Source organism: Ktedonobacter sp. SOSP1-85, assembly GCF_016587415.1.
GTDB lineage: Bacteria > Chloroflexota > Ktedonobacteria > Ktedonobacterales > Ktedonobacteraceae > Ktedonobacter.
On sequence record NZ_BNJI01000001.1, the window covers coordinates 4,222,912 to 4,240,512 of the forward strand.

At 54.4% G+C, this 17,601-nt stretch carries 11 protein-coding genes and 1 pseudogene; 5 read left to right on the forward strand and 7 right to left on the reverse strand.

Features of this window, described 5'->3' with window-relative positions; translation table 11 throughout:
• Window positions 1-2: 2 nt before the first annotated feature.
• Window positions 3-2,675: a SpoVR family protein gene (locus KTE_RS17710; protein ID WP_201383104.1), complete on the forward strand. Its 2,673-nt coding sequence runs from the start codon at window positions 3-5 to the stop codon at window positions 2,673-2,675.
• Window positions 2,676-2,808: 133 nt separating this feature from the next.
• On the opposite strand, the gene KTE_RS17715 is transcribed toward KTE_RS17710, so the two are convergent.
• A complete protein-coding gene (locus KTE_RS17715) occupies window positions 2,809-3,411 on the reverse strand; it encodes a sulfite oxidase-like oxidoreductase (protein ID WP_201383106.1) in 603 nt (200 codons plus the stop codon).
• Between the two features lie 427 nt (window positions 3,412-3,838).
• Here KTE_RS17715 and KTE_RS17720 point away from each other — a divergent pair, with 427 nt between their 5' ends.
• Complete coding sequence (locus tag KTE_RS17720; RefSeq protein ID WP_201383108.1) at window positions 3,839-5,815, forward strand: hypothetical protein; 1,977 nt, start codon at window positions 3,839-3,841, stop codon at window positions 5,813-5,815.
• A 63-nt stretch (window positions 5,816-5,878) separates the two neighbouring features.
• On the opposite strand, the gene KTE_RS17725 is transcribed toward KTE_RS17720, so the two are convergent.
• From KTE_RS17725 to KTE_RS17740, 5 genes are all read right to left on the reverse strand, one after another.
• A complete protein-coding gene (locus tag KTE_RS17725; protein WP_201383110.1) occupies window positions 5,879-6,877 on the reverse strand; it encodes a D-2-hydroxyacid dehydrogenase in 999 nt (332 codons plus the stop codon).
• A 131-nt stretch (window positions 6,878-7,008) separates the two neighbouring features.
• Window positions 7,009-7,836, reverse strand: a complete 828-nt coding sequence (locus tag KTE_RS17730; RefSeq protein ID WP_305068546.1) for an aminoglycoside N(3)-acetyltransferase — start codon at window positions 7,834-7,836, stop codon at window positions 7,009-7,011.
• 123 nt (window positions 7,837-7,959) lie between these two features.
• Window positions 7,960-8,973, reverse strand: a complete 1,014-nt coding sequence (locus KTE_RS17735; RefSeq protein ID WP_236600473.1) for an NADH:flavin oxidoreductase/NADH oxidase — start codon at window positions 8,971-8,973, stop codon at window positions 7,960-7,962.
• A 324-nt stretch (window positions 8,974-9,297) separates the two neighbouring features.
• Entirely contained in the window at window positions 9,298-9,672 is a 375-nt protein-coding gene (locus KTE_RS47550; protein ID WP_236600474.1) for a hypothetical protein, read from the reverse strand.
• Window positions 9,673-9,752: 80 nt separating this feature from the next.
• On the reverse strand, window positions 9,753-11,546 hold the full coding sequence (locus KTE_RS17740; RefSeq protein WP_236600475.1) for a protease pro-enzyme activation domain-containing protein: 1,794 nt from the start codon (window positions 11,544-11,546) through the stop codon (window positions 9,753-9,755).
• A gap of 471 nt (window positions 11,547-12,017) precedes the next feature.
• On the opposite strand from KTE_RS17740, the pseudogene KTE_RS17745 reads away from it, so the two are divergent.
• The 3 genes and pseudogenes from KTE_RS17745 (at window position 12,018) to KTE_RS17760 (ending at window position 16,795) form a co-directional block, all read left to right on the forward strand.
• Window positions 12,018-13,096: pseudogene (locus KTE_RS17745) on the forward strand (phosphotransferase family protein).
• 77 nt (window positions 13,097-13,173) lie between these two features.
• Window positions 13,174-14,667, forward strand: coding sequence for an aldehyde dehydrogenase family protein (locus tag KTE_RS17755; RefSeq protein WP_201383115.1), 1,494 nt, complete (start codon window positions 13,174-13,176; stop codon window positions 14,665-14,667).
• Window positions 14,668-15,127: 460 nt separating this feature from the next.
• Window positions 15,128-16,795, forward strand: coding sequence for a serine/threonine-protein kinase (locus tag KTE_RS17760; RefSeq protein WP_201383117.1), 1,668 nt, complete (start codon window positions 15,128-15,130; stop codon window positions 16,793-16,795).
• 106 nt (window positions 16,796-16,901) lie between these two features.
• Here KTE_RS17760 and KTE_RS17765 read toward each other — a convergent pair whose 3' ends face one another.
• The gene (locus tag KTE_RS17765) at window positions 16,902-17,516 is read right to left on the reverse strand and encodes a DUF4870 domain-containing protein (RefSeq protein WP_201383119.1); all 615 of its coding nucleotides are present in this window, start codon (window positions 17,514-17,516) and stop codon (window positions 16,902-16,904) included.
• Between the last annotated feature and the right edge of the window lie 85 nt (window positions 17,517-17,601).

The following is a 17,601-nucleotide window of genomic DNA, read 5'->3' on the forward strand; positions in this document are numbered from 1 at the left end:
GTATGACAGGTATCGAATCCAATCGCGACCTTGAGCGCTTGCGTGATTCTATTGAAGGGGCCTGGGAGATCGCCCACGAGTTTGGCCTGGACCCCTTCCCGACACACTTTGAACTTGTTCCAGCTGCCATTATGTACGAGTTTGCCTCCTATGGCCTGCCGGGCCGTTTTAGCCATTGGACGCATGGTAAGGCGTATTATCGCCAGAAGATGCAGTATGACCTGGGCTTAAGCAAAATCTATGAGATGGTGGTCAACACCAATCCTAGCTATGCCTTTCTCATGGAGATGAATGACATGCTGCAAAATACCTTTGTAGCAGCTCATGTCTTTGGCCATACAGACTTTTTCAAAAATAACGCCTACTTTCAGCATACGTCCAGGCGCATGATCGACAAGGTCAGTATTCATGCCGAGCGGATCGCCAAGTACGAATTCGATCATGGTAAGCAAGAGGTGGAGCGTTTCCTGGATGCGGCCCTCTCCATTCAGGAACATATCGACTACAATTTGCTGCTGCATCACGATCAGGAGTCCAAGGAAAGCAAGTTTGTCAAGCAGTCGACCGATTACGACGATCTCTGGGAACTGGACACGCGTCTGAAGCAGGCGACGGAGGAACATGAAGAGCGTGCGAATAAGCCTGTCAAGTTTCCCGAGAAGCCGGAGAAGGACATCCTCCTCTTCCTCATGCAGCACTCGCCCCACCTGGAGACCTGGCAGCGCGACATTATCGAAATCGTGCGCAGTGAGATGCTCTACTTTTTCCCCCAGATGCAGACCAAGGTCATGAATGAAGGCTGGGCCTGCCTGGTTGCCGAGAGCCTGGTGCTGACTGAACATGGCCTGCTGCGCTATGATGAGTTGCACAAACGACTCGCCGAGGGGCAGACCATCCAGGTTGCCAGCGGTGAACACCAGTGCGATGTTGTCAGTGATCGGCATATCCGGCGCAACGCCAGAACTGTGCGCTTGCGTACCCGTCGAGGGCTGATTCTGGAGGGGGCCGAGGGCCATAAGCTCAGTGTAGGACCAGGGCAGTGGATGGAGCTGAAGGATGTACGCGTGGGGCAGCGCATCCCACTCAGCGCAGGCAGCAATGTCTGGCCTACTGAGTACGTCGCCATTACTCACCCTACGCCGAAAACCTGGGCCACGGTAGAAGACGTCGCGCAGACAGCAGGTGTAGGCGTGCATACCATTTATCGCTCGCTACGTGGGCAGACGACATATGCCCAGGAGCGTATTACTGAGGCCGTGATGCGTACTGGCTATACAGCGGGAACTGCTGGTAAGGCGCTCTATGCCAGCCGCTTCCCCTTGCAGTCTCCCACACATGTCACTGAGGAGTTCGCCGAGTTCCTGGGCTACCTGGTCGGTGATGGCAACATTCATAGTCAGAAACAGGCCATTGGCTATACCAGTGGCGACCTCGAACTGGCCGAGCGCTATGCGAAGCTAGTGACACGTCTCTTTGCCATTGAGGCACGTCCTGTATGGGATGATAACACTGTCAATGGCAAGGGTGGGCGCTGGCGCGTCGTCTTCTACTCAGCGAATGTGCTGGATCTGCTGCAAACGCTGGGGATCGATTTGCAGGCTAAGGCGCGTACAAAAACCATTCCTGACGTCATCTTACGTTCACCCAAATCCGTGGTCAGTGCCTTTTTGCGGGCCTACTTTGATTGCGATGGTTGTGCCTCGCGCAGCGATGGTGTGATTCTCTCCACCTTCAGTGACGAGATCGCGCAGGCGCTCCAGGTGGTCTTGCTCAACTATGGCATTCTCTCACGACGTTATGATGTCAACATTCGGATTAAAGGCCAATCGGCCCGTCTCTTCGCGCAGGAGATTGGCTTTAGCCTGCCGCGTAAGCAGCAGAAATTGAGCCAGTACCTGGAGTGCCATCGCTGGTTCTTAACCGAAGATCCAACTGATGAAGTCGTCAGCATTGAGCCTGGGGTTGCTGATGTTTACGATATCACTGTGGAGGAGACGCATCGCTATATCGCTAACGGTATGCTGCACCACAACAGCATCTGGCACTCACGTATCATGCGCGAACTGGGCGATAGAAGCGTGATTACCGATTCGGAGACGATTGAGTTCGCGCAGCTGCACTCAGGCGTGCTCTCGCCCTCGAAGACCTCGCTCAACCCCTACTATATCGGATTCAAGGTCTTTGAGGATATCGAGCAGCGCTGGAACACTCCTAACAAGGAGGAGCAGGACAAGTTTGGGCGCAAGCCAGGGGCGGGCCGCGAGAAAATCTTCGAGGTGCGTGAGCTGGATAACGATGTCTCATTCTTGCGCAACTACCTGACCGAGGATCTCATCAAGGATCTGGACCTCTATCTCTACAAGAAAGAGGGCGATGAGTGGGTCGTTGTCGAGAAAAACTGGCAGAAGGTGCGCGACTCGATTGTTGGCAGCCTGACCAACTTTGGCTATCCCTACCTGGTGGTGGATAACGGCGATTATCGCGGTAATCGCGAACTCTACATCAAACATATGCATGAGGGCCAGGATCTCGACCTCAACTACGCGGAGAAGACCCTGCAGCATGTGTATGTCCTGTGGGGACGCCCGGTCCATCTTGAGACCATCTTTGATGGCAAGCGTATCCTGCTCTCTTACGATGGTGAGCGCAGCAGTAAGAGTACGTTAGAGAAGTAGAGCTCGTTCTCTAGCAGTGCATGAAAGGGTCCCCTCCACAAAAACAGCCGTGGAGGGGACCCTTTTTGAGAGAAAGTGGAGGTTGGAGAGGATAATTTTGCCGCCTCCCGCGCTCTCTCTTATCTGCTAATGGTTACCAGTAGCGCTCCTCTTTCCAGGGATCGGCGTGATTGTGATAGCCACGAACCTCCCAGAAGCCAGGGCGGTCCTGCTCCATAAACTCCAGTCCATCCAGCCACTTGGCGCTCTTGTAGGCATAGAGTTTGGGAACAATCAGGCGTACAGGGCCACCATGATCGCCAGCCAGATCTTTCCCATCATGTTTGAGCGCGATAAGAACATCGTCATCATCGAGCGCTTCAAGCGGCATATTGGTGGTATAGCCAGTCCAGGAGTGGGCCATTACATAGTGCGCGTTGGCGAGTGGGCGCGCGCGTTGCAGAATATCGCGGATATGTACGCCCTCCCAGGTATTGTCATAGCGACTCCAGGTGGTCACGCAGTGAAAATCAGCGGTCAGCGTCGTGCGCGGCAACTGGAGAAACTCCTCCCATATCAGCTCAAATGGCTCTTCGACCAGGCCTGTGACCTTAAAGCGCCAGTCCGGGGGCAAGCCCGCTGGCGTACGCTCGTAGCTGAGTACGGGCCATTTTTTGGTGAGATATTGACCAGATGGTAAGCGATCCTTGCCATCTGGGAGCTTCTCTGTGACTGTTTTGCGACCGAAGAGATTCATTGATAACGACTCCTTGCTGTGCTGTGCTTCTTTCATCGTGAAAGATGACTGGCTTGTACAATCTATGTAGACAAAATATCTGCGGAGTTTCCTTCTCTCTATGTCGTCTAAGAATGACGAACTCAGATTGTCAATTCAGGTCACCTTTTTTAACGTTTTTATAACAGCAATTATTTCCTCTAGATCTGGCCACCAACATCACCTTACCCTTAAAAGGCATCGCAGACGTTGAGAGTACCTTATAAAGAGAGGCTTGTATCAAGATTTATTGAGCAACCGCAAAACTGTTGGGGCAAAGGCTTGATTATTCGTTTGAAATAGTGGAAGCTATTTGCACCTTACACATAGCATAGCACGTATATAGAGAGAGATTTGAGAGAGATTTTTGCTACGTTAGCAGATATCGTCTTTATTAGGAGAACTAATTATGGTCATCTTCCTGCTGGCGCTCATTGGTACGGTCATCGTGATGGTGATTTTAACGCTTGGGCGCCTGGTGTTTGGCCGGCGCGAGCGGTTCGAGCGCGGCAAGTTTACGCGCTGGTTCCTTGGGTATACTATCTTTAATTTCTTATTGAGCCTCTTGATCCTGTACTTCTCGCTTCCGGCCTTGACGGGTCCCTTCTGGGGCTGGCAATGGGTGCTCTGGCCCCTGTTTTTGAGTAGCCTGGGTAACCTCTTTACTTTTGCTGCCCCGGTGATGGAGGCCGCGTCGAGTGCTGCGGGTGGTGTGCGCATCAATTTTCAGCAGTCCTCTATTGGGCGGGCCGCGACTCGTGGTGTCTCACGTGGCACCATCGCGGCGGGTATCCTAGGCCTGGTGGTGGTTGGCGTTATTGGTATCGCCGCACCCGCGCTCATCACCATTTTTACAACCTGGTTTGATGTCAATACGAAGGCCCTGGCGGCAATTCCCCAGGTCACGATGCAGGCCAGCGATAAGTTGCCGCCAACCGATCAGAATCATATCGTGCTGGCGAGCAAGAGTGTCGCGGCCTATAAAGGGCAGCAGGTGCTGGGCTCGAATGGGCAGAACCTGGGGTCCGCTTACGGCATTGATGCAGATAGCTATACGCTTCAGTCCATCAAGGGCCACCTCTACTACGTGGCTCCGTTGAGCTACAATAACATCTTTGTAAATCTCTCGAATCCGCGGACGCCCGGCTTTGTCGTCGTGGATGCCGAGAACCCCCAGGCCGTACCTAAGCTGTACACCGAGCAGGTCCAGTCTGGTACCTCGCTGGCCTACCTGCCTGGCGCGTTGCTGAACCAGGATCTCCTGCGCCATGTTTACTTGAATGGCTATACTTATGGCAAGCTGGTCGATCCGACGTTGGAGCTGGACGATAACTATCACCCGTACTGGACGGTCTCGTTGATGCAGCCTATTCGTGGCTATGCGGGTGATGTCCTCTCCGAGGTGCTCCTGGTGGATGCGCATACCGGGGTGATTACGAAGTATGCCCCCAACAAGGTTCCAGCCTGGGTGGACCGGGTCATGCCCTCCGATACCGTACAACAGTATCTCTCCTGGTGGGGACGCTATCATGCCGCGCCCTGGTTTAACCCATCGGGCGCCGGTCAGCAGGTGACCGCGGGCGATCCTGAGTTACTCTACAATAGAGTGGATAGTCCCGTCTGGCTTGTGCCAATGACCTCGTCTTCGAGCAGCGATAATTCGAGCACGGGCGTCTTCCTCTTTGACACGCATAAGAATCAGGCGACCTTCTATCCCTTACAGGGCGTTGGCATCGGTGATAACGTCATTAAGACCTTCCAGTCGACGCGCTCCAACATTCGCAACTATAGCGTGGCAAGCGTGCAGTTATACCAGATCTATGACAGGCCCACCTGGGTCGCGATCTATGTACAGGATACTGGCCCTTCCATCAGTGATACCTCGAATAGTGGTAATAGCAGTGTGGGATCACAGACCACGGGCGCGATCTTTCAGGCAGTAGGTATCGTCGATGCCAGGAACCTGAACGGGAGCAATGTTCAGTTTGATACCTCGCTCTCGCAGGCTTTGCAGGACTATCAGCAGTGGCTGACACAGTCTGGCGGTGGAGGCAATGTACCTGCCACAGGGCAAACACAGACGGTCACGGGCAAGATCTTGCGCGCCTCAGCGGTGCAGCAGGGAAGTAATACCGTGTACTATATCCAGCTTGAGGGGCAGCCGTATATCTTTACCGCTAACCTCTCGCTTTCGCCAAAGCTACCGCTGGTCCAGCCTGGTGACACGGTCACTGGAACTTTTGAGAAGACAGATAACCAGGTAGTAAACTTCAAGACCTTTGACGATACTAGCATTAACCTGGGGCAGAGCGGGCCAGCCTCGACTCCGACTTCCAGCCCAACGCCAGTATTAACCCCAACATCAACGACGTCACCTAAGAAATAAGCCTACCGGACAGGTAGCATAATGGGTCCTGGCAGCCACTGGCTGCCAGGACCCATTATGCCGCTAATAGCCTCGCTGATGCTCGTAGACGTTGCGCAGTGGCTGACCAGCGCGGTAACGACGCAGATTATCGGCGAAGAGATCGGCCAGGCGTGCCTCATAATGCTCGGTGGCGCCAGAGATATGCGGGGTCAGAATCACGTTGGGGAGATCGTAGAGTAGGCTTTCGGCGGGCAGGGGTTCCGTGGCGGTGACATCCAGGCCCGCGCCAGCGATCCAGCCCTCCTGGAGCGCGCGCAGCAAGACCTCCTCATCAATGACTTTGCCACGGGCGATGTTGACCAGGTAAGCATGAGCCTGCATGGCGCGTAGCTCGCGCTCGCCGATCAGTTTCTCTGTGTCCCGAGTAAGGGGAACGGCGATGACGATATAGTCACTCTGCTGCAATACCTCAAGCATGCGGCTCTGGGGGAAGAGCTGATCGACATCGGGGTCTTGCTCTCCATCTTTAGCCGAGTGGCGGGTTGCCAGTACACGCATGCCAAAGGCGCGCGCCACCTGGGCGATGCGACGCCCAATATTGCCCATGCCGATGATGGCGAGCGTCTGTCCATGGAGTTCACGCTCACGGAAGGGCACCTGGTAGGTTTCAGGGAAATACTGCTCTATATTGCGCGGCCAGGCATGCCGCCTCTGCATATCGACCAGTTGAGGCCAGGCTCGATTGAACATGATCATGCTGCCAAAGACATACTCGCTGATATTCGTGACATGAATACCCGAGCCAGTGGTGACGATAATGCCACTATCAGGGGCGAGAATGCTGTTCTCGCGCAGGCTATCGATGCCCGCGGCAGGCGACTGGAGCCAGCGAAGCTTTGGCGCCAACTCGCGCCAGTTTTTTGGCAGGAAGCCGCAGATAATTTCTGCCTCTTTAACACTACGGTTAAACTCTTCTCTATCCTCTATGACGTGAATATCGGTCTGCGCCGCAGCGCGCAACTTCTCCAATGAGGCTTGACTAAAGCCAAAGCGGCTAACAATCGGGGGATACGCTGTCATATAATACCATCCTTAATTTGTAGGGTCCATGCTGGCATGGGCTTCTTCTCCCGCAGTCATTGAGTCCATGCCAACATGAACCCTACAACATCCGGGGTGTCCAATTATCGGTGACCGTATATGTTTTAGAGCTATTCGGCGGTAGAGACGTTTGCCTGGCGTCGGTGGGTGAGCCATTCGACGCCGAAATCTACGAGAGGGCGTTGGCGCAGGAGGCGGCACGTGGCCGAGCCAACCTGACCGATGATAGCAGCTCTTGAACGCTCAAAATCCGCTCCCAGCTCGGGAAAGATGTCGGAGTCGATATCAATATCTCGATAGGTTTTCCAGATCCGCTGGCCATTTTCAATAATGGGTGCGGCCCGCTCGATCTCACTCCCTCCGGGGGCGCGATACTCGGCCAGGTGTAGCGTTGTGCAACTATCATAGCCTACACCCAGGAGTAGGATGGAGCCATCCAACTCGTACATGCGAGCCAGCGGAGAGCCTTCGCCCAAGCTGTAATTCAGGCTGTGATGCGCGATGATACGTTCCGCGTGCTTGCCCCAGGCCGCGAAGGAGACATTGGGGTGCGCGCTACGCAGCGTGTCAGGATGGGCGCGAAATACCTCTACGATCGCGCCCATCCCGCGCGTCGGGGTAAGATGTGGGTCATAGGCAGGCATCGTCTCCTGAATGATTGGCCACCATTCGCGAGGTACGGGCGGGCGTTGCCAGTGGGTCGGGTCGGAGAGGTCTCCACTCTGGGTAGGCATGACCAGTGTGCCCTCGCTAGTCAGGACGTCCATCAAGGCCTGTACGACCGCCACAGCCCCACCACAGACCCAGCCAAGCGAGCTAAGGGAGGAATGGACCAGAAGCGTCATGCCTGGCTGTACACCTAGCTGGCGCAGATCGTGCGCCAGGCTTTGGCGCGTGCGTGGCTCGGGTGTTTCTTGAACCATTGTATGTTCGCTCACGAGAAAATATCCTTTGCATTGTTGTGTCTCTCTGCTTGGTATTATACATAGAAATGGATGATGAAGGCGATTGCAGGCCATGGCCTGCAATCGCCTTCATCATCCATTTCTATGACCCACAGGCTATTTGAGGGGGAGCTTGGCGCGCTCGTACTGGCGAGGCCAGACGATATCATGGCCCAGTTCATGCGAGGCGCGCAACGGCCAGTGGGGATCGCGTAGCAACTCACGCGCCAGGGCGATCACATCCGCCTCTCCGCTGGCTACAATCTCATTGGCATGTGTAGGCTCTGTAATTAAGCCAACGGCGGCGGTGGGAACGCCAGCTTCGCGCCGTACCTGCTCGGCGAAGGGGACCTGGTAGCCTGGCTTGAGCGGAATTTTTGCCAGAGCATTGCCGCCAGAGGAGACGTCGACTAAGTCGATACCATGCGCTTTGAGCGCCCTGGAGACCTCAACCGTTTCCTCAATGGTGAGCCCACCCTCGGTCCAGTCGCTGGCGGAGAGGCGCACGAGTAGGGGCAGATGCTCGGGCCAGACCTGGCGTATGGCATCAGTAATCTCGAGCAGGAAGCGCATGCGGTTCTCTAGCAAGCCACCATACTCATCTGTGCGTTTATTGGAGAGAGGCGAGAGGAACTCGTGGGCAAGATAGCCATGAGCACCGTGGATCTCGACGACCTCAAATCCCGCCTTTAAGGCCCGCTCGGCCGCGATCTTAAAGCTGGTGACGACCTGCTGGATCTCTTCGTGTGTCAGCTCCTGGGGGAGGGGATAGTTCTCTGAGAAGCGTACCTCGCTGGGGCCGATGGTTTGCCAGCGGCCATCTTCTGAGGCCAGCTCCCCGCTTCCGCTCCAGGGCCTATACGTCGAGGCTTTTCTCCCAGCGTGAGCTAACTGGATCGCTGGAGAGGCTCCCTGCTCTTTGATAAAGCTGGTAATGCGTGCCAGGGGCGCGATATGCTCGTCGCGATAAATACCCAGATCCTGGGGCGAGATACGTCCCCGCGCCTCGACCGCGGCCGCCTCCGTCATGACCAGCGCGGCCCCACCAACAGCAAAGCTGCCCAGGTTGACGAGGTGCCAGTCATTGGCGAAGCCATCTTCAGCCGAGTATTGGCACATAGGTGCGACCATGACACGGTTGCGCAGCGTGATGCCACGAAGCTGAAGGGGATGGAAAAGGGGGGAATGCTGCTCTCTTGACCAGGCGTTAGCGTAGCTTCTTCAGCTATATGCATAGATACAATAACTCCTTGACAACGAATCTATGTGAAGCGAGTAGAGAAAACAAGCTTGTATGGTTTGTTTAGAGTAAATTACTCGTGAATACAAACAGAGAAGTTGCTAATGGTTATTCCCTGCCTATGAAAAGAAGCCTCTCCCCTATCAGGGAAGAGGCTTCCGTGTAGTACAGGAAGGCACATTCAGTCCACGGAGGAAGTGGTGGAAGGGTGTATGCTAGGATGAGACAGTGAAGGCCGTATCGTCGATGAAAAAGGCGCTCGGGGCGCTGGCGTTGCCCTGGCTTTTCCAGACGACCTGCACCTGCTGGCCCTTAAAGGGAAGCAGGGCCTTGCTGACATCCTTGCTGATCTGTTGCCAGTCGCTGTTGGCGCTACAACTGGTGGTGACTTTGGTAATGATCTGTCCCCTGGCATCACTGATCTGGGCGGTCAGTGTATCATTGCAGCCCGCGCTCTCGCGCGTGGCGCTACTAAGCCAGAAGCTCAGCGTCATACTCTTGACGTTGCCTGGAAGCGTGATGGTCTGGGAAAGCTGGTCGGTACAGTTGTTGTAGCCACAGAGGTAGCCACTGGCACTTCCACCATGCACGTGTGTACTATCGATGAGCTGAAAGCCCCCCGTGGAACTCTCCTGCCAGCTGGTCTGACCCTTTTCAAAGTCACCGTTATTCAGGAGTGGTGTAGTGGTGCCGCCAGTACCACCACCACCGCCGGTACCCCCCCGCCGCCAGTGTTGCCATTGGCCAGGTCCTGGGCGATATTTCCGGCATCGGGTGTTCCCATGCCGCTGGCAAGGTCATAGCCCTGGGTAGCTTGATAATGCAGGTTATTGCCAGTTGTGATGTCATGGTAGGGAGGCAGGGCCTGCTGCGCCGTAAAGAGGCTATAGAGCGCGGTGTGGGCACTGCCTAGGGTGGGTTTATTCTGCCCCTGTAGAGACTGGTTGACGTCCGTGGCGATGCCAGCCCAGAGCGGAGCTGCCGCGCTGGTACCTCCAACGACTCCCCATTGCCCGGTGACAAACACGGAGTAGCCAGTATTGGGATCGGCATCGGCAGAGACATCTGGAACTGTGCGATTGGCGTTCTTCTGTACGCCATTCTGATAGGCGGGACGAGTAAAGTGGTTGCTGATGCCGCCACCACCACCAACACCCTTCGGGCCACGTCCCTGAGCGTTGGGATTGCTCCAGACTGACTCGCTCTGGTAGGCCCCATTCGCGTCTACCTGGAGGGCGGTACCACCGACGCCTACGACATTAGGATCGCTTGCCGGGGAGTCCACCGCCAGTTGATTGTCGTTGCAATCATAGGCCCCCGAATCACCCGAGGCCGCGAAAAAGGCCTGCCCCTGGGCCGCACCCTGCTTAAAGATGTTGCTCAAGCTGTCAAGCATAGAATTGCCTGAGCTTGTCTCACAGAGGCCCCAACTGATACTGACCACTTTGGCGGTATTATCGGTAACAATCTTATTATAAGTATCGATGACCCCAGCGTTACTATTAGGGCCGATGTAGATTTTCTGGTTGGCGCCAGGAGCGATGGCCGAGACCACCTCCATGTCGAGTTCAACCTCGATTGCGCCCTGCCCCGCTGTATTGGTCGCGCCATCGACCAGGACATTGGAGTAGCGAGGTGCGCCGAGGTTATACTGCTGTAGGTATGTATTAACGTCAGTAGGAGTGTACCCATCCAGCTCAAAGAGGGCGACCGTTTGATTGGTCCCGTTGTTGCCTGCCTGGAGCAATGGGTTCACATCATAGGCAGTGCGCAGGTCAGTCGGAGTAAAGCCGCCCTGGGGACCCTGGCGCGGTTTCTTAGGATTGGGCTGTAACTGGGCATGGTGGTGATAGCGTGCCACGCTCTCCAGCCCTGCCACATTGGAGATCATATCCGCCATGTCTGCTGGCACCGAGGGATCATTGAGAGGTGCATAGGCGATGCGGCCATCGATATTGTAATCCGAGATGGAGACGCTGAATGCCTTCTCTACGTTGTCCATCGATCCGCGTACATTGATGATCTGCCTGTTTGTTGATACATCGACAATTTGCAATCCATTGCTGCGCAAATATGCCGAGACCCGCTCTACGTCCTCTTGCGTTGGCGCGAAGCGACGCATAAAATCCTGCGGGGTCAGGTAGTGGTGATAGAGCGCGGATTGGGGATTGTTCTGCGCGGCGAGCAAGGCGTCCAACTGGGCCTGGTTGCGCAAATTAAGCGAAACTGCCAGGCGCATCTCTTGCTGCCCATTGGAGGCGTGCATGGGAGTATATCTCTTCATGGCTGGTGCGATATGCCCCAGCAATTTGTAGCGCTGACCAGCCAGGCGCCCCTGGTAGGGGCCACTCGCCGAGGCCGCGAGATGGTTCCCCACCACCTGGGCCACTACAATCGCCCCGATGAGGAGAACCAGGGCGAGCAGTGCCAGGGGGAGAGACCATGTACGTTTTGAAACCTGCATGTAAGCTCCTTTGATACAATGCCTTGCTTTCTACAAGTGCCTCATCGAAAACCTGAGCGCGTGAGCGGCGTTGGTTTTCGCATAAGGAGTAATAGATGGCAAGCAAAAAGGCGTTCACGAGAACATGTCGTGGCTGAATGCTGTCCGCGTACTACTTGTGTAGCAGCCTTTAGGACAAAGCTTATAGTGAAACATGCTGATATTCCATGCATTTTAAATAAACAGATAGAAAAGTACCATTTAGGGTTGAGAAATCTTTACTGAGGCAGGTGAAGATGTAAGATAATGGTCCTATACGTGTAAATTTGGCCTGTCCGTTTGCTGAACAGAATGAAGGCGATGTAAAAGAGGCGATTGGCGGCGTATAGGCCAGGCCGCCATGCTTGTGTGATATGCTATGGCATAGATTGTCTGGAGCGAAGAGGCTTTGGACAAGCAAGCGGAGATTGCAATGCTACAGGGAGGTTGTGTGTGAATATAGAAAAGGATACGATTGCTGTACGCAGCGGCGAGGCCTTTGATCCTCACGTAGTAGAAGACTATTTACGCGCGCAGATAGCCGAGGTGCGCGCTCAGCCTGAAGGATCACTGGAGGTACGCCAGTTTCCATCCGGGGCCTCCAATTTGACGTACTTGCTGAAGATGGGTACCTGGGAGGGGGTCTTGCGGCGCCCACCTCTAGGACCGGTGCCACCCAAAGCGCATGATATGGGTCGTGAGTCTGGACTCTTACGCCAGATCCATCCTGTCTTTCCTCTTGCTCCCAAACCATACTGCTTCTGTGACGACCCGGCGATTCTGGGTGCGCCTTTCTATGTCATGGAGCGCAGGCAAGGGATCGTCCTGGATAGCGCCCTGCCTTCTGGTATCGAGGCCACAGAGGAACTGGGACGACGTCTCTCGCGGGCGGTTGTGGAGACGCTGGTGGATATCCACGCTATAGATTGGCAACAGGCGGGTCTGGAGCATTTTGGCTATCCGCTAGGTTTTCTAGAACGGCAGGTCAAGAGCTGGGTCGAGCGGTATCAACGCGCGCAGACCGACGAGATCCCCGAGGTTGAGCCATTGTTGCGCTGGCTCAGTACGCACATCCCAACCAGTCCCACTGCCAGCTTGATTCATAACGACTTCAAGTTGAATAACATGCTCTTCGCCGAGGATGACCCGGCGCGCCCGGTGGCGGTTCTGGACTGGGAGATGGCGACGCTGGGCGATCCCCTCTTCGACCTGGCCATCTCGCTCAGCTACTGGGTGCGTCCGAGCGATCCCCCGAATTGCGCAGCATTCTTCCTACAGTGACGGTCCTGCCAGGTTTCTATGAGCGAAATGAGTTTCTTGAGCTCTACGCGCGCAAGAGTGGTCGTGATCTCAGTGATATGCATTTCTATATGACATTCGCCTACTTTAAGCTGGCCGTTATCTTGCAACAAATCTATGTTCGCTGGAAGCGAGGCCAGACGCAGGACGCGCGCTTTGCAGGATTTGGCAAGCGTGTTTATACTCTTATTCAGCACGCCTACGCTGTATCTCAACAAGGGCAACTAACTTAGAGATTCATTGTTATGTTGTTAATGGTCTGACATAGGATGTTTATCATTATTCATGAGGAACAGAGAGGTTCACACTGATGACGACAAACACCGCAATTTCGGTTCAGAGTACGTTTCTGCGCCAGCAGCCAGTGAAGATGCTCATTGGCGGACAATGGGTTGAGTCCGCCAGTGGCAAGACCTTTGCCACCATAAATCCAGCCACGACAGAGGTACTGGCGCAGGTCGCCGAGGGGGAGAGTGAAGACATCAATCGCGCGGTCGTTGCGGCCCGTAAAGCCTTCGAGAGTGGTCCCTGGCCGAAGATGACGCCCTCGCAGCGGGGGCGCTTGCTCTGGAAGCTGGCCGACCTGCTGGAGGCGCATGCCGAAGAGTTCGCCGCGTTGGAGACGCTTGATAACGGCAAGCCGATCAAATACGCGAAGGGTGGGGATGTCCCCCTGACAGTCGACCACTTCCGCTACTTCGCGGGCTGGGCCTCCAAACTGGAGGGCGAGACCATCCCAGTCTCCATCCCCAATATGTTTACCTATACCTTGCGCGAACCCCTGGGCGTGGTGGGACAGATTATCCCCTGGAACTTCCCGCTCCAGATGGCCTCCTGGAAGCTTGCTCCTGCCCTGGCTTGTGGCAACACGGTTGTGCTCAAACCGGCGGAACAGACACCACTCACGGCCCTGCGCCTGGGCGAGCTTATCTGTGAGGCTGGCTTCCCCGATGGTGCCGTCAATATTGTTCCCGGCTTTGGCGAAACGGCTGGCGCGGCCCTGGCGGCGCACCCCGATGTCGATAAGATTGCCTTTACAGGTTCGACCGAGGTTGGCCGCAAGATTGTCGAGGCGAGCGCGGGCAACCTGAAGAAGGTCACGCTGGAGTTGGGAGGCAAGTCGCCGAACATTATCTTCCCCGATGCCGATCTCAAATATGCCGTGCGGGGAGCGATGAACGCTATCTTCTTTAACCAGGGCCAGGTCTGCACCGCTGGCAGCCGTCTCTTTGTGCATCAATCGGTCTATGAGCAGGTGGTAAGTGGCCTGGCCGAGTATGCGCAGAAAATGAAGATAGGCGCGGGTATCGATCCGGCAAGCGATCTGGGACCGCTGGTGTCGCAGGAACAGTTGGAGCGCGTGCTGGGCTATGTCGAGAGCGGCAGGCACGAGGGGGCCAGCGTCGTGACCGGTGGCGAGCGCGTAGCCACACAGGACCTGGCGGGCTACTTTATGCGTCCAACCGTTTTTGATGGTGTGCAGGACGAGATGCGTATCGCGCGCGAAGAGATTTTTGGTCCCGTAGTGGTGGCGCTCCCCTTTGAGAACGTTGAAGAGGTGGCGGCGCGTGCCAACGCCTCCATATATGGTCTGGCGGCAGGTGTCTGGACAAGCGATGTGAAGATCGCGCACAAAATGGCATCGACCCTGAAGGCGGGCGTGGTCTGGGTTAATACCTATAACATGTTCGATGCCGCAGCCCCCTTTGGAGGGTATAAACAAAGTGGGTATGGCCGAGAGATGGGGCACGCGGTCCTGGACGCGTATACACAAACAAAAACCGTCTGGATGGGCCTGCGCTAAGAAGGTGCTACGATAGAGTAAGGCCCTCTTAACAATCCCCCGGTCCCTTACTCTATCGTTTACCTGACAAATAGAACGCGCCCGCGTTCGTTTTTAGCGGATACAGTTTTGATCCCTCTTAAATTTTGTATCCTCCTATCCCTTAAATGGCTGGGCTGTACCGATTCGTTAAAAACAAGAATAGCATGGTATAGCAAAAACGGTTTTTGGTGATTACATATGCTAACAAAAGATGCAATTTTAGATATTAGTGTAAATGAAACTATATTCAGTGCTCTTGCGAAGCCACACCAGAGGGCATAGGTTATTACATTGGCGTATAAAGAAATTATTAAAATTAGTTATTTTATAGCTAAAACAGCGTATAAAAGCTCTTTTCATAGAGGGGATTTTGTAGTACTCTAGGGATGGGGGAAAGCATGTTTTTTTGTGAGTCACCGCAGATTTAGGAGCTGGTGTTATGGTGAACGTTGACAGGTATGAACTACCATTTTCGTTTGAGCAACCTGAGTACATTCGCGTCCCGCTTTTGAATATTTTGCAGCAAGCTGAGAAGCAGGGACAGACCGCGACCGGGATGTCAATGCGTCCACAACATGTTCTCATTATTGACCCGAATGAGAATCGTTCACGCTACATCAAGCATCTTCTTGCAACGAGTGGGTATCCGTCAATGGTGACGACCAGTGCCTTAGATGCTTTTACGCTTATTTTACAGGGGACCATCCTGCCATTTGCTGTTGTGCTTGGCCATGCAGAAACAAATGACCGCTTCTTTCTGCAACGCCTTCTGACCCAGACGAAGCAGCAGCATGTCGTGATTATTCGTTTGCTCTCTCAAGCACGTGATGTTACCACTAACAAGCCTTCTTTAAACTGGCCGGAGACGGGTATGCAGAGGAATACACGGCCTACAACAAACCCGCCTTCCTATACATTACCGCCTCTGAACTACCCAGACGCTCCCGCCTCTACACCCACGACCCCTGCGCCGCAGGCACCAATTTCTCGGCCTTTCTCGCCTTTTAGCACCTCCTGGTTGGAAGGCAATGAGCGTAAGACACAGACTCCCGCTGAGAGGCAAGTGCCTCCCTACCAGTCACCCTCTACTCTACCTGGACCTGGCAGGGAAGCGCCAATAACTCAGATTCCTCAGCGTGATTTCCCTTCCCAATCCTATCCAGCCTTGCCAACCAATACCGATGCCGCCTTGAAAACCGGGAATACGGGCTGGCCACGTGAGCAAACGCCCTCTCCTGCTAAACGGGCTCCTGAACTTCAACTGCCCTCATTAGAAGGTCAGGAACTGGGGCGCTATCGTGTGAGTATTCCGCTTAGTAAACATGTGTATCGTACTTATGATCGTATGCGTGAGAGCGATATTGCCCTGAAAGCCTATCCAACCGATGCCATTCCCTACGCGCTTATGGACAGGACATTGGAAGAGGATAATATCTTTCAACTAGAATTTCGCTTGCTGGAATCGGTGAAGCACGCGCACATCCTGCCGGTTTTGAATACGGGAAAGTCTTATATCAGTGGCGTTCCTTTTATCTTCAAAACCATGCCATTGTGTTCTGAAGGCCCGCTGAATGAGTGGATACGAGAGCGGAAGAATAAGCTCTTTACACCACGCGACGTGGCCCCAGTCCTTATGCAACTGGCGGAGGCCTTACAGTTTGCACACGAGAATAACGTGATCTATCAGAACTTTAAGTTCTCCAATTTATTGATACAAAAGAAAGGGAAGACGCTGAGCGACCTCCATCTCTTGCTCGGAGATTTTGCCGTGACACAGGATGGCTCGTTCTTCTCACATTCTCAGGATGCCTATCTCTATGTGGCTCCTGAGCGCTGGTCGGGCCGGGTCCTGCCTGCCTCGGATCAGTATGGATTGGCCGCCATGATGTATGAGTTATTGACGGGCCGTCCCCCCTTCCAGAAAGCTGCTGAGCAGACGATGAAGCATATGCATCTCAACATGCCGCCTCAGCCCCCAAGCTCGTACAACGCCGCTTTATCGACATCAGTAAATATGGTCTTGCTCAAGGCGCTAGCCAAACGGCCTGAAGAGCGTTTTGCATCGGTATTACATTTCGCCGAGGCATTTCGCAACTATTGTGTCTGAGTGTAGAGAGCGACAAGAGGACGGGCACGACGCAACTAAAGTACGCGTCTACATATCATGTCGAACCATGATATGTAGACGCGTACTTTAGTTGCGTCGTCGCGCGTTAGGGTTGTCCGCGTGTGCCTGAGAGGCGCTCGGCAAAATCCCCAATATAGGGAATCTTGAATTTGACTCCACGCCATGCCTGAAGCATCAGAAAGACCCAGACGAGGACCAGCGCCACAACGACAATGTTGAACACGCACCCAAAAAGTCCAATAATAAAGCCGAGAACGGGGAGAGACTTAAGCAGGCCGAGGATTACAATGAATGCAAGGACTGCCAGCGAGAAGAGCGTGGACTGAGCCGCTGAGAAGCGCACAAAACGATTCTGGCGCTCGCGAAAGAGAAAGTAGATGCCGCTCAGGGGCCCCAATGCATAGCTCCAGATGGCGGCCTTGCGGGCGCTCATACCTGTCGATGTTTGACCATAAGCCTGCTGGCGTTCAACCGCGCTACGGGGTGGCTGGTAGGAGGTCGAACTCTGATATTGCTGCTGCTGCTGCTGTTGTTGTTGCTGCTGCTGCTGACCTCCATAGCTTTGCTCATAGCCACCAGAGGGCGATGATTGTAATGTTGCTCCATAGGGATCGTCAGGGTTATATGGTGGTTGTGAAGGCGGCGTAGAGCCACTATAGCCCCCATAGGAATTAGGATCTTGATTTGATGGTGTGCCCATGAAGTCTTCCTCTTTATTCATTATGCAAGGATGCTTATACCATATAGTACGCTACAGGCAAAAAAAGGTTAGACGCTTTTGTATG

What these genes read in the sequence shown, in the direction of transcription:
- KTE_RS17710 (WP_201383104.1), top strand. Translation starts at nt 3, where the DNA reads ATGACAGGTATCGAATCCAATCGCGACCTTGAGCGCTTGCGTGATTCT.
- KTE_RS17715 (WP_201383106.1), bottom strand. Translation starts at nt 3,411, where the DNA reads ATGAATCTCTTCGGTCGCAAAACAGTCACAGAGAAGCTCCCAGATGGC.
- KTE_RS17720 (WP_201383108.1), top strand. Translation starts at nt 3,839, where the DNA reads ATGGTCATCTTCCTGCTGGCGCTCATTGGTACGGTCATCGTGATGGTG.
- KTE_RS17725 (WP_201383110.1), bottom strand. Translation starts at nt 6,877, where the DNA reads ATGACAGCGTATCCCCCGATTGTTAGCCGCTTTGGCTTTAGTCAAGCC.
- KTE_RS17735 (WP_236600473.1), bottom strand. Translation starts at nt 8,973, where the DNA reads ATGGTCGCACCTATGTGCCAATACTCGGCTGAAGATGGCTTCGCCAAT.
- KTE_RS17740 (WP_236600475.1), bottom strand. Translation starts at nt 11,546, where the DNA reads ATGCAGGTTTCAAAACGTACATGGTCTCTCCCCCTGGCACTGCTCGCC.
- KTE_RS17755 (WP_201383115.1), top strand. Translation starts at nt 13,174, where the DNA reads ATGACGACAAACACCGCAATTTCGGTTCAGAGTACGTTTCTGCGCCAG.
- KTE_RS17760 (WP_201383117.1), top strand. Translation starts at nt 15,128, where the DNA reads ATGGTGAACGTTGACAGGTATGAACTACCATTTTCGTTTGAGCAACCT.
- KTE_RS17765 (WP_201383119.1), bottom strand. Translation starts at nt 17,516, where the DNA reads ATGGGCACACCATCAAATCAAGATCCTAATTCCTATGGGGGCTATAGT.